The 13,533-nt window shown below is 32.2% G+C and carries 10 protein-coding genes; 7 read left to right on the forward strand and 3 right to left on the reverse strand.

Annotation, left to right across the window (positions count from 1 at the left end; genetic code table 11):
- The first annotated feature begins 65 nt into the window (after nt 1–65).
- Both B0A81_RS09995 and B0A81_RS10000 read left to right on the forward strand, forming a co-directional pair.
- On the forward strand, nt 66–1,472 hold the full coding sequence (locus B0A81_RS09995) for a DUF1254 domain-containing protein (protein WP_089057886.1): 1,407 nt from the start codon (nt 66–68) through the stop codon (nt 1,470–1,472).
- A gap of 38 nt (nt 1,473–1,510) precedes the next feature.
- On the forward strand, nt 1,511–1,981 hold the full coding sequence (locus B0A81_RS10000; protein ID WP_089057887.1) for a cupin domain-containing protein: 471 nt from the start codon (nt 1,511–1,513) through the stop codon (nt 1,979–1,981).
- 131 nt (nt 1,982–2,112) lie between these two features.
- Here the strand turns inward: B0A81_RS10000 and B0A81_RS10005 are convergent, their stop codons facing one another.
- Nucleotides 2,113–3,624 carry a DUF1254 domain-containing protein gene (locus B0A81_RS10005; protein ID WP_089057888.1) on the reverse strand — a complete coding sequence of 504 codons (1,512 nt, stop codon included), beginning with the start codon at nt 3,622–3,624 and terminating at the stop codon, nt 2,113–2,115.
- Between the two features lie 169 nt (nt 3,625–3,793).
- Nucleotides 3,794–5,314 carry a phosphoethanolamine--lipid A transferase EptA gene (gene eptA, locus B0A81_RS10010; RefSeq protein WP_089057889.1) on the reverse strand — a complete coding sequence of 507 codons (1,521 nt, stop codon included), beginning with the start codon at nt 5,312–5,314 and terminating at the stop codon, nt 3,794–3,796.
- Between the two features lie 343 nt (nt 5,315–5,657).
- On the opposite strand from eptA, the gene B0A81_RS10015 reads away from it, so the two are divergent.
- The 4 genes from B0A81_RS10015 (at nt 5,658) to B0A81_RS10030 (ending at nt 10,515) form a co-directional block, all read left to right on the forward strand.
- On the forward strand, nt 5,658–6,335 hold the full coding sequence (locus B0A81_RS10015; RefSeq protein ID WP_089057890.1) for a response regulator transcription factor: 678 nt from the start codon (nt 5,658–5,660) through the stop codon (nt 6,333–6,335).
- Nucleotides 6,328–7,593 carry a sensor histidine kinase gene (locus B0A81_RS10020; protein WP_089057891.1) on the forward strand — a complete coding sequence of 422 codons (1,266 nt, stop codon included), beginning with the start codon at nt 6,328–6,330 and terminating at the stop codon, nt 7,591–7,593. Before B0A81_RS10015 ends, B0A81_RS10020 begins: the two co-directional genes overlap by 8 nt.
- Before the next feature lie 134 nt (nt 7,594–7,727).
- Nucleotides 7,728–8,093, forward strand: a complete 366-nt coding sequence (locus tag B0A81_RS10025; protein WP_165768052.1) for a PepSY-like domain-containing protein — start codon at nt 7,728–7,730, stop codon at nt 8,091–8,093.
- A gap of 10 nt (nt 8,094–8,103) precedes the next feature.
- Nucleotides 8,104–10,515: a TonB-dependent receptor domain-containing protein gene (locus B0A81_RS10030; RefSeq protein ID WP_089057893.1), complete on the forward strand. Its 2,412-nt coding sequence runs from the start codon at nt 8,104–8,106 to the stop codon at nt 10,513–10,515.
- Between the two features lie 89 nt (nt 10,516–10,604).
- On the opposite strand, the gene B0A81_RS10035 is transcribed toward B0A81_RS10030, so the two are convergent.
- Complete coding sequence (locus tag B0A81_RS10035) at nt 10,605–10,853, reverse strand: hypothetical protein (protein WP_089057894.1); 249 nt, start codon at nt 10,851–10,853, stop codon at nt 10,605–10,607.
- Between the two features lie 345 nt (nt 10,854–11,198).
- On the opposite strand from B0A81_RS10035, the gene B0A81_RS10040 reads away from it, so the two are divergent.
- On the forward strand, nt 11,199–13,373 hold the full coding sequence (locus tag B0A81_RS10040; RefSeq protein ID WP_089057895.1) for a TonB-dependent receptor: 2,175 nt from the start codon (nt 11,199–11,201) through the stop codon (nt 13,371–13,373).
- The last annotated feature ends 160 nt before the right edge of the window (nt 13,374–13,533 follow it).

The following is a 13,533-nucleotide window of genomic DNA, read 5'->3' on the forward strand; positions in this document are numbered from 1 at the left end:
TTTTTCTTTTAAATTCTACTTTTAAAATCAGGAAATAATTCTATTTACAAACAAATTCCCTGATTATGAAAAATCTAACTTCTTTTTTAATCATTTCACTTTTAGTAATTACTGCTTGTAAAAAAAACTCATCAAGCGATCAAAAAGAAAGCACTGATACAGCAATATCTGCTGATTCTATAACCGCTATTGCAAAAGAAGCATGGATTTATGGATATCCTATTTTTTACAACTATAAAACTATTTATGCGAGCGCTATAAATAAAGAAGCGAAAGAATATGCAGGTTTCAATAAATTTAAAAGTTTTGCGATGAGTGCAACTCCTGCAGATACTTTGGTAATAACGATAAACAATGATACTCCTTATTCTATGGCTGCCATTAATGTTTCAGATGAACCTGTTGTTATGGAAGTTCCAAAAATAGAAAACGACAGATATTATGTAATGCAGTTTGTAGATTTATATACTTTTAATTATGAATATATTGGATCGAGAACTACAGGAAACAATCCTGGGAAATATCTAATCGCTGGACCTGATTGGAAAGGCGAAACTCCAAAAGGTATTAATAAGGTTTTACGCTCTGAAACAAATTTAATTTTTCTTGTTGGACGCACCCAGCTTCATGATCCATCGGATGTATCTAATCTTAAAAAAATACAAGCACAATATAAGTTAATTCCACTTCATGAATTCACGCAAAGCGCAGCTCCAAAAGTAAAAAAATACAATTTACCACTTCCTGTTTGGAAAGAAAGCGATTATAGTTCTCCGCAGTTTATCAACGTATTAAATTCATTATTACAATATACAAGCGAAGACAGCAGTGAAAAAGAACTTAGAGCCCGTTTTGCAAAAATTGGAATTGTTCCGGGAACTCCTTTTGACAGCTCCAAATATCCGCCAGAAACTATTAAAGCAATAGAAAAAGGAATTGCAGAAGCAAAACAAGAACTGGAATCCAGCTTAAATAATGCTACCGATTTTGCAAATCTTTTTGGCACTCGTGCAGCACTTAAAAACAATTACTTAACCAGAGCAGTTGCCGCCGCCGCAGGAATTTATGGAAACACAAAAGAAGAAGCAGTTTACACTGGAAGTATTAATGATAAAAACAATCAACCGCTTACAGGGAAAAATAATTACATAATAAAATTCAGCAAGGATCAACTTCCAAAAGCAAAATACTTTTGGAGTATAACTATGTATAATCTGCCAAAACGTTTTCTTGTTCCAAACTCAATCAAAAGGTATTCGATTGGTAACAAAACTAAAGGATTAAAGTATGAAGCTAATGGAGATTTGATTATTTATTTACAAAACACAACACCTGGAAAAGACAAAGAAAGCAACTGGCTCCCTACTCCTAAAGATGAAAACTTCATGTTTGTTATGAGAATTTACGGCCCCGAAGCTGATGTGCTTAACAACATTTGGAAAATGCCTTTACCTGAAATTGTGAAAAAATAATCCAACATTAATTTTATAAATTAATCTAAAAAAAACTCATGGCAAAAGATAATCTTATTGACGAAACTGCCCCAACAGCTTCAAAAATCATAACTGCCGAAGAAGGCTTACATCAAAATATTTTAGGAGATATTCAAAAGATAAAGCTTTCGGGAAAAGACACTGCGGGCAGATTCACCATATTTGAAAATGATAATCCGCCTGGAGTTGGAATACCACTGCACGTTCATGCAAATGAAGATGAAGTCTTTAGAATACTTGAAGGAGAAATGGAATTTATTGTCGAAGGCAGCACAAGCGTATTAAAAGCGGGTGATACTATTTTTCTGCCAAGGCAAATACCACATTCTTTTAAAGTCGTGGGAGAACAAAATGCCAAAGCTATTGTTACAATAATACCTTCGGGAATTGAAGAAATGTTTACGCAGCTAAATCTCCTGCCTGCCGGACCGCCGGATATGAAGAAAGTCTTGGATATTTGCGGAAGTTTTGGAATTACTTTTTTATAAAAAGCTCCTTCAGCAAATTGAATCGTTAAAATATAAAGATTTAATATTGACATCCCTAAAAACAACTCAATTATATAAAAAAAAGCATGGTCTTGAAACCATGCTTTTTTTTCTTTTATCAAACTGTTTATTTATTGTTTTACTACTTGAGGGATCTTGTATTTACCACTCAAAATTTCATCACTAGGTTGATAAAGTCTTAATATCAAATAAAAACCTCCCTTAGGTGCCGGAAGCCAATTATTAGTATCCTTTGGTTTTGCATTAGAAATCGTAATTTCAAATGTACCATCTGCTTTTTTCACAAAACCTTTTATATCATTACTAATTTTATACCTATTTAGTTCATTTTTTACAAGCAATTTATTACTAGCGTCATACATTGTAAGAGACCAGAAAGCATTAACAGGCGGTTCTTTATCAAAAGATATCTTATAAGTATTTTTTCCGTCTAATGCATTATTTTCACTATCTGTATATCTAATAGGATATAAAGCTTCTTTTTCTCCTTGTCCGCCCAAATAAGGACCTGCAACCATAGAACGTAAAGCATAATCATAACCAAAATTATCTAATTTATTTACCCATTGCCAGCCATTTACAATTGAAGCTGCAGATTTTACAGATGCAATAATAGTCAATGGAGCCTCAAGTGTTGCATCATACAAACCTTTTCGCTGCATTTTATTTAATTTTGAGTCATCGAACTTTCCAGGAATAATACCAATTTTTTCAAACTGACCAACCAACGCTTTATCTACTTCGGGAATTGGATTATTTGCCATAACAAAAGCTAGTTTTTTGTAAAATCCTAAACTATCTTTATCAGTCACATTTGGAAGAGCTGGTAAACTTGATGCTAATTTTGGAGCAGCACCACCATTAAATTCGGATAAAGAAACTAGCTTAAACTGATCTTGCAAAGCGTGTAGTTGTTTCATATCTTCCCCTTGTTTTACATTTAAACGTCCCCATAACCAAACTTTTTGTGTTGCTGGCGAAATTACTTTAGAAATACCTTTTGGTATATTTCCTTTCCAATTTGGAGGAACAATTAAAAATGCACCTGGTTTAGTACCTGTTTCTCTTCTACCAATATAACTGATAAGATTTTGGTACATATCAAAAACATCGACCACATAATAACGATCTTTTGTGTCGGGAGTTTTTAGAACCATTGGCTGTTGAAGATCTACAACGGCGCTTAAATAAAAAGTATCGTTATTAGCTGTTGGCATATCTGCATCAGCATCTGTAGGCAAAGTCCTCGCCCATCCTATTTGATTTAAAGGAGCACGATAACTTGTTGCTGGTTTTGGATTTGGAACATCAATATATGATCGCATGCTTTCTTCCATTCTCAGCAGCGCATAACCCCATTGATAAGCAAGTGTTCCTGCCGTTTTTGCAGCATAATAATCTCCAAGATCTTGAACTTCATTAGTTCCAGGTATTTCGATCACAGGATCTTTTTTAGACGCTACCTGATCTAATATACTTTTTGTATCCGTTCCAACGCCTTCCTCCTTAGCTTTCCTTTCTTCATTATCACTCTTTTTACAAGATGACAGTACAAGAGAAACAGCTAAGATATAAACACTAATCTTAACAAATTTCTTCAGGGTTTTGAATTCATTTTTCATTGATCGACTTTTTATGATTAAATTAATTTATAAAAAAAGCTGTTTTCTATTGAGTGAAAAACAAACTCTTTCTTGCGCTGTTGAATGCAAAATAAATTTACAAAAAGCCTTTTGCGAAATTCTATATATGATGTTGCAGATTATAATTTGCAACCAATTTGAAATGTTATTATTTAAAAATATTCATTTCTTCATTATAAATAGGACTTTCAATACTTAAAAAGTTTAAAACACTGTGAAAAACATGGTTTTGAGTCAGTGTTTTATTCGTCTTCAGTTCTCGTGAATTATCAGAAACCCATACAATAAAAGGTATTTCATATTGCTCTTTAGGAGCAAAACTTATAGGAACTCCGTGCATGTACAGATTTTTTTCTCCTAAAGATTCTCCATGATCCGAAACAAAAATCATCGTACTTTTATATTCCTTCAATTGTTTTAAATCTTCAATTACACGATGCAGAATATAATCTGTGTAAACTATAGTATTGTCATAAGCGTTGATAAGTTCCTTTTGAGAACATTTTCCTAATTCTACACTATTACAAACTGGTTTAAAAATCTCAAATTGAGACGGATATTTTTTGCTGTAAGCAGGTCCGTGACTTGTACTTGTGTGTAATACGATAAGAATTTTATTTTTCTTACTAGCCGATATCTGCTCTTTTAATCCAGTTAAAAGAACCTCATCATAATTACACTCTGCTCCTATACAATCCTTTCTTAAAACATCTCTATTTTGATATTTTTCAATATGTACTGGTGGTTCTCCCCAATTGGTAGTTCTCCAGATAACCTCAACATTATTTCTGAATAAATAATTGGGTAATATCTCATAAATATCATCACTACTGGTATGTTCCAAAATACATTTTACGCCAGCAGTTGTATAAGTTGCACAAGAAACAGCATTAAAATGAAATACATTCTGTGTTCTAGAAAGCAGCGGATTGGTGTTTTTCTCATAACCATATAAAGAGAAATTCTCACTTCTTGCTGATTCTCCTATTACTAAAACAACAATCGCTTTCTGATTGTCTTTTATTACCGCATTTGGCAGTAAAATTTCCTTTTGATTCTTTTTGTATTTATGGATATAGAAAAGTGACGTATTTACAGAATATGACCAAGGCATTGCAAGACCTCCTAATTGTTTTGAGTTTTTATCAATCCACAACCAATTGCTTGCATTTGCAAATATTAAAACAGCAATAAACAATAACGTAAGAGAAGAAATGATTAAAAATCTCTTCCACGTTTCATTTATTATTTTCGTTTTAATGATATAAATACTGGGAATTATCCCAAGGAAAACAATGTATAAAACTAGTTTAATCGAAAAAAAACTGCTCGATTCTTCATAATTGGAATTGAGAACATTACCAATCATACTTTCATCTATGATAACATTATAAGTATTGATAAAATAAAGCGCTGTAGAATTGATTACAAAGAATAAAACCAATAAAAATTTTCCAATATAATGCGAAATAAAAAATAGCAAGAAAAAAACAAACGCATTTAAAACCAACATTAAAACTATTAAACTTCCAATCAAGACAATACCATTCATGCTTTTATAATCAACGTTATTAAAGACATAAACATAAAATGGTAAATGAAAAAAAAGAAAGTTCAAAAAACTCATCAGTAAAACAAAATGAGTTATTCTTAAGTTATTTTTCAACATAAAGCGTACTAATTTTATCTAATGTAACAGCTAAGCTAGTAAATGCTAAGTAAAAGATACTCAAGTTATCACTAATTATTTTATTAATTGAACAAATACAGAAAATTACAAATCACATAATCCAAACAGAATACTATTTTTTAGTGTTTATCCTTTTTCAAATTTCTATATTTTCAGCTTATAAAAATCTAAAAAAAAACTTCCTGTGATTACATGAAACGGATTGACAGACTAGGTTTTTGCTGCTATTTAATCTAAAAACATTACCTTAGATTTTCATAAAAACAACACCGATTCTTATAATATTCAACTTTTCTTCAAAATTTAAGCATAAACTTGTCGCATGAAAATTTTAATTATAGAAGATGAGCTGGAAATTGCTCAAAGCATCAAGAATTATTTTAAAACCAACGGTATTCAATGCGAAATGGCCGAAAACTATGATTTGGCGCTTAACAAAATTGATTCTTACGATTACGACTGCATACTTCTAGATTTAATGCTTCCAGATGGTGACGGATTTGACATATTAAGGGAACTAAAACGCAAAAACAAAACTGATGGTGTAATTGTAATTTCGGCCAAAGAAACTCTTGAAACACGTTTGGAAGGTTTTAATCTTGGCGCAGATGATTTTCTAACAAAACCTTTTCATTTATCAGAACTTCTCGTTCGAATGCAGGCTCTTATACGCCGTAAAAACTTTAAAGGAAACAACAGTATAACTTTCAATGAGATTGTTATTGATATATTGTCTAAATCTGTAGCTGTAAATAACACAAAATTAGATCTGACCAAGAAAGAACTGGATTTGCTTCTTTTTTTAATTGGGAATGAAAATAAAGTATTATCCAAATCGGCTATTGCAGAACATCTTTCTGGAGATATGGCTGATATGCTCGATAATCATGATTTTATTTATGCACACATCAAAAACCTAAAGAAAAAACTCTCTCAAGCAGGAAGCGGCGATTACATTAAAACAATTTATGGTCTTGGATATAAATGGGAAAATGAATAATAAAAAACTACTTAACAAAACAACTAACAGCTTTCTAGCCTACTCTATCGTTATTTTATTGATAGCTGCTCCCTTATTTTATTTCATAAGCCAATATCTTTATATTTATGAAACCGATGAGGTGCTGCATTTTCATAAAGGCGCGTTTATAAACGAAATCCATGAAGATTTTACTCAAAACGATATTGATTTATGGAACAAATACAACCATGAAGTTATGATTGTACCTGATATGGGTGTAAAAAAGGATTCTATAGTTGGAAAAATGCTGTATGATTCTGTGGCAAAGGAGAAAGAACCTTTTCGAGTGCTTTATGCTCCTGTTACTATAAATGGAAAAAAGTACACCTACACGGAGAGAATGAATGTCCTGGAAATGGAAGAAATGTTTTTTAGTATTGCTCTTATATTCCTTTTTATCATTATTATGCTTTTGTGCGGTATTATATGGATTTCAAAAATGACAGCCGCAAAAATTTGGCATCCTTTTTATAATACATTAAATCAGATTGAGAGTTTTGAAATAGATAAAAATAAACCACCGCATTTTATCCCTACTGATATCAATGAATTTGATCGTCTTAATAAAAGTTTAGATCGACTTATCGAAAAAAATACAGCCATTTATAAAAGTCAGAGAGAATTTATTGAAAATGCAGCACATGAGCTTCAAACTCCTTTAGCTTTATTTCAGACTAAAATTGATACGCTTGCGCAGCTCAATCTTGATAAAGAACAATCTAAACTAGTTTCATCTTTAAATACAGATGTAGCAAGACTAAACAGACTTAATAAAAATTTATTACTGCTCTCTAAAATAGACAACGAAAGTTATCTCGAAAAAAACACCATCATCCTTAATGACTATATTAAAAAACATTTAGACTTTTTTACAGAACAGGCTAACGCTAAAAACCTGAGCATTATAACCGAATTCACTTCTACTTTAACTATAAGCGGAAATCCTGCACTTACAGAAGTATTAATTAATAATCTATTTCTAAATGCCATACGTCACAACAAAAAAGACGGTCAAATTATCATTAGAACTTTAGAGAATGAGTTAGTATTTTCAAATACTGGTCAAAGCAGCGCTCTGAAAAATGAAAAACTTTTTAACCGTTTTTCAAAAAGCAATCCTTCATCTCAAGGAAATGGTCTTGGTTTGGCGATTATCAAAAAAATCACCACACTTAATGGCTGGAAAATAAACTATACTTTTAATAACAATCTGCATATTTTCAGCGTCAAATTCTAAAAATTCAGACTTCCTACAGATTCGCATTTGATCTTTGTGCTATCATTTTAATCAATTAAAAGAAAGTACATATGAAAAACTCAATGCTAACCTGTTTAGTACTGCTTTTTTCTTTTTTTGCCACAGCGCAAAAAATGAAAGAAAAAGACATTCCTAACATTGTAAAAACGTCCTTTTTTAAATCTTATCCCAAACAAACAAATGTAAAATGGGAAAAAGAAAAAGGGAATTACGAAGCCAATTTTACTATTGGAAAAACTGCGCATGCCATGCTTTTAGATTCTAATGGCAGTATTATAGAAACTGAAGAGGAAATCAGCATAAAAAAACTGCCTGCCAAAGCCGTGGCTTATATTCAAAAGAACTACAAAAATAAAGAGATCAAAGAAGCTGCTATTATTACGGATGCTCACGGCACTGTGACTTTTGAGGCACAAGTGACTTCTATTGACTTGATTTTTGACAAGCAAGGAACTTATATTAAAAGCATAGCAGATTAAAACCATACAAATGAAATTAAAGTTTATATTGATATTATCGTTTCTTGTAATGAAAATTTACACTGTAACGGCACAAAACAACTCAGCTACAATCTCAGGATTAATTAAAGATAAAACATCAAAAACGGTGCTTCCTTATGTGAATGTAGTTTTAAAAACTGCAAAAGACCAAAAAATGATCGCAGGTACGGTTACAAATGAAGAAGGCCGTTTTAATATTCCCGCAATACCAACAGGAAATTATATACTCGAAATTACTACTGTAGGTTACAAAATTAAATCTCAGAAAGTTTTCGTAGGCACACTATCTGATTTTCTAGATCTGAACACAATCGACATCGAAGAAGATATCAATGCTTTATCTGAAGTAATTGTAACCTCAAAACCTTCTGAGATAAGCAGTAAAATGGATAAAAAAGTATTCTCTGTAGCCGATAATATTACGCAAAGCGGAGGCTCTGTTCTGCAATCTATGCAAAGCCTTCCCGGCGTAACATTACACGACGGAAAAGTACAATTGCGCGGTAATGATAAAGTAATGGTGCTTATTGATGGAAAACAAACTGCTCTAACAGGTTTTGGAAACCAGTCTGGTCTTGACAATATTCCTGCATCAGCCATTGAAAGAATCGAGATTATAAACAATCCTTCTGCAAAATTTGATGCCAATGGAAATGCAGGTATTATCAATATCATTTATAAAAAAAACAAACAGGAAGGATTTAATGGTAAAGTAGGAATAAGTTCTGGATATGGAGCACTTTGGGAACGTAAAGCCAATTTGCCGACTATTCGTCCGCAGTATCAAGTGACGCCAAAAATAAATCCCTCTCTTTCCCTTAATTACCGCAAAGAAAAAATAAACGCCTACATTCAGGCAGATTATCTCTATACTGAAACACTTAATAAAAATGAATTTGTAACACGAACTTATGATGATGGTATAATTATCAACCAACAAACGGTGAGAAATCGAGATACACATTTTACAACTCTTAAATCAGGAATAGATTGGAATTATAACGAACACAATAGTTTTTCTTTTTCTGGTCTTTTTGGAAGTGAAAAAATTATAGACAACGGAGATGAACCGTTTTTTAATCAGGATTATTCTCAAAGGCTTCGACTTTGGTCATTTCTAGAAGATGAACTTAAAACAACTGTAATGGCGAGTGCTTCTTATGAACATAAGTTCAGTCAGCCCGGACATAAGTTAAATGCGGGGATAAACTATACCTATCATCGTGAAGACGAAAAATACTTTTTCACCAATACAATGCCCGATTTTACAGGACAAGATTCTTTTAAACTTTTATCTGATGAAAAAGTAATTGATATTAATCTTGATTACATCAAACCTTTAAAATACGGCCGATTTGAAACGGGTTTTAAATTCAGAAACCGCGAAATTCCAACCAATATGCAGTTCTTTCCCGGACAGAACTCGCCTATTGACGCCAATGCGGGAGGATGGGCAAATTATAAAGAAATTATTCCCGCTCTTTATTCTAATTATATTTTTGAAACAGATAAAATTGAAGCTGAACTTGGACTGCGTCTGGAATATGTAAAACTGCAATATGATGTTAATCCAGATCATCCAACTTATAAAAGTGACGGATATAATTATACAGAACCGTTTCCGAATGTACGTTTTGGATATAAAATCAATGATAAAAACAAGATCACAGCTTTCTATAACCGAAGAGTAGACAGACCAGCTGAGGTCGATATTCGTATTTTTCCAAAATACGATGATGCTGAAATAATAAAAGTTGGAAATCCTGCCTTGCGACCGCAATTTACCAGCGCTTTTGAAGTGGGATATAAAAACACAATGAAAAAAGGATATTTTACTTCAGCTGTTTATTATCGAATCATAAACGGAACGATTGCACGTATTGCAACTACTGTTCCCGGAAGTAATTTGATTTATAATGTGTTTCAAAACGCAGACAAAAGCAGTTCGGTAGGAATTGAAGCCGTTTACTCGAAAGAAATTTCATCTTGGTATTCGTTTAATATCAACGGAAATCTGTATCAAAATACCATAGATGCTTTTACGGTTACAAATTTATATCCAGTTCCAAGTATTTATAACGGTGAACGTCAGCAAATGGTTTCAGGAAATTTAAAATGGAATAATACCTTACAATTCAACAAAACCTTAAAAGGTCAGGTTTCTGCTGTTTATCTCGCACCTGATATTATTCCGCAAGGAAAAATTGGCTCAAGATTCTCTGTCGATCTAGGAATTAAAAAAACGGTTCAGAAAGGTAAAGGTGAAGTGTTCTTGAATGCCACAGATATTTTTAATACATTAAGCATACAAAAAGAAATAAAAGGCGAAGGTTTCAGCTATAGCAGTAAAGATTATTACGAAACACAGGTAATACGTTTTGGATATAGTTACAAATTCTAACTTGTATTTTATTATTTTATCTCTAAATAGGTTTCTTTTTCAAGTAACTATTTAGAGATTTTTTTTTATGCATTTTATATCAATATCATCTATCTAAAAAGTGATATTGTATCTGCCAGATTCTCTTTAATTATAAATGCATTAATAAATTCCTGCACCTCCATATTTGTTTCAACAGGAGTTTCAAAAGAGTTGATATGAAACTCATCATCTTGATCCAGAATATGTATAATTTCTGTGTAGCCCTTAGTAATTAAACTTCCTTTTAATTTAATTATATTCAACTGTTGTTGACTATTCAACTCCTTGCGGACTTTTAGTTTTATAGCTTTTTCCATCGTAAATATTTTTAAATTAATAAAGATTCAATTCCTATCAAATGTAGAAAATTTTTATTTTTTGTTCTGTTAAAAAAACAGATATAAATCATTATTTACTAACATATTAACATTAAAACCTCAACTTAGAAAATATCTTAAACAAAACGTTTAGAAAAGAGAGCAGGTTTTAGAAAAAATAAAAACAGTCCATACCGTAATAAAATAAGATCTGTCTAATAAGTAGTTTTTCAAGAGTTTTTCTGTCAATCACACTAATTTACTAAGAAACAGTACTGATATTAAGCCTTATATTTTATTACATTTCATATATTTGCGCTTGTTTTAATTAAGTCTAAATAAATAATGATAAAATTTTCTACTCTACTCCTAGTGTTCTTTTCGATAAGTACACTTTCTGCACAACAAGTTTCTAAAACAAATACAAACAACCAAAAAGACAAAACCACTAAAAGTCAAGACAGTATCTTAAACGATAAATCGAAAGCTGATAATGAATTGCAAGAAATTGTAGTTTCTGCGTCTAGAAAGGCTGAAATTCTAGATGAGGTTCCTTCATCGGTAACATTGTTATCCAAAAAACAAATTCAACAACAATTAAGTATAAGCTCAAATCTAAGCGACATATTAGGTGCAACAGTTCCAGGTTTGGGTTTTTCGACTAATAGAACTCAAAACTTAGGTCAGACTTTACGCGGCCGACGTGTTTTGGTCATGATTGATGGAATTCCGCAATCTACACCGCTTAGAGATGGCGCTAAAGACATGCGATCTCTTGATCCTACTGTTCTAGATCGCGTAGAAGTTATTAAAGGAGCAACTGCTATTTATGGTAATGGTGCCGATGGCGGTTTGATAAATTATATTACTAAAAAATCAAATCCAGACAAAGCAATAAGTGGATCAACAGAAGTTGGAACAGCTTTTTCTTTGGTTAAACCGGCTGAAACTGCTGGTTTCTTTGTATCGCAGTTATTTACTGGAAAAATAAAAAAGTTCGATTATGTGGTGAGCGGACGTTATGAGGAAACTGGTCTTTATCGTGATTCAAAAGGACGTGTACTTTCACCTGAATATGGAATGAATGATCTTAAAAATTGGAATGCTTTTGCGAAAGTCGGCTATGATTTTAATGCAAACAATCGTTTAGAATTAATGTATAATTACTTTGAGAGTACACAGCATACTGATTATGTTGCTAAAGCTGGTGTTTATGGCAATTTTGATTCGCCTACAACTGGTGTAAAAGGACAACGTCCGGGAGAGCCTGAAGGAACTCCGTATAACCATAATGCCAGTTTAAGTTATATTGGAAAAAACTTCATTGGAAAAACGGATGTTAATGCTTCTCTTTATTTTCAAGATTATCTTACGTTAATTAATTACAGCGATTTTTTTGAAAACAACGGACAGCCTGCTACTCAAAGTAAAAAACTTGGTTTTCGTTTAAATTTAAATACGCCTTATGAATTCAGTTCACTTATATCGGGTAATTTAACTTATGGTTTAGATATCCTATCTGATATAACTGATACTCATCTTACTGATGGACGATTGGTAATTCCAGAAATGAAGATGAATAACATAGCTCCTTATTTCCAGCTTAAAAATATGTTTGGACCAAACTTGGTTTTAAAAACAGGCTTAAGACTTGAAAATGTAAATATCGATGTGCCAGATTATACTACTATTGGTATTCGTAATTATGTAAACGGTACTTATGTAGGCGGCGGAATTGCTGTAAATGGCGGTGAATTAGATTTTAATGCACTTATGTTTAATGCGGGACTTCGTTATACAAAATGGAGGTTATTTAAGCCTTTTGTAAGTTTCTCTCAAAGTTTTAGTGTTGCAGATTTAGGTTTAGTATTACGCGCTGCCAAAGAGAATACCGTAAACAATACTTCGATAAAAGCGGTTGCGGCAAACAATTACGAATTTGGTTTCTCAGGAGCTTGGGCTAATCTTTCTTATGATGCTGCGGTGTATTACAGTACTTCAAAATTAGGAGCTTCATATGTATACATTGATGGTAATCCGCAGATTTCACGCTCACCTGAGAAAATTTATGGTTTTGAGTTGTCAGCAAAATATCGTCTGCACTCTAAAGTTGATATTGGAGCCAATTATTCTTTTACTGAAGGAAAAAGAGAACTTACAGACAAAAAAGTTTATTTAGGAGGCGATCGTATAAATCCGCCAAAAATTACTGCATTTACTGTTATCAGACCTTTAGAAGCTTGGTCAATCTATTTGCAAATGATAAATACACCGGGAAGAGATCGTTTTGAACCTGTAAATGGCGCTTATACTTATGGAACTGGGCCTATTAAATCTTTCACAGCTTTTAATCTTTCTTCAAGTTATACCTTCAGAGAAAAAAGTACAATTCGCTTAGGTGTTGAAAACCTATTCAACAAAGATTATTACTCTGTTATCTCTCAATGGCAGTCAAACAATATGAATTATGTAAAAGAAAATGGCACACGTTTGACGGTTAGTTTTACACAAGCTTTCTAATAACATAACTAGTAAAATCTCCATAAATAGATTCTGCAGATTTTTCTAAAAACAAATAGAGCCTCCAAAATCATTTGACTTTGGAGGCTCTGCGTTTTTACGAACAATTAAAAAATATAATTGTCTGCTTTAATTCTATAATATAAAGTATTCTAAGTGC

This window comes from Flavobacterium plurextorum, assembly GCF_002217395.1.
Taxonomy (GTDB): domain Bacteria; phylum Bacteroidota; class Bacteroidia; order Flavobacteriales; family Flavobacteriaceae; genus Flavobacterium; species Flavobacterium plurextorum.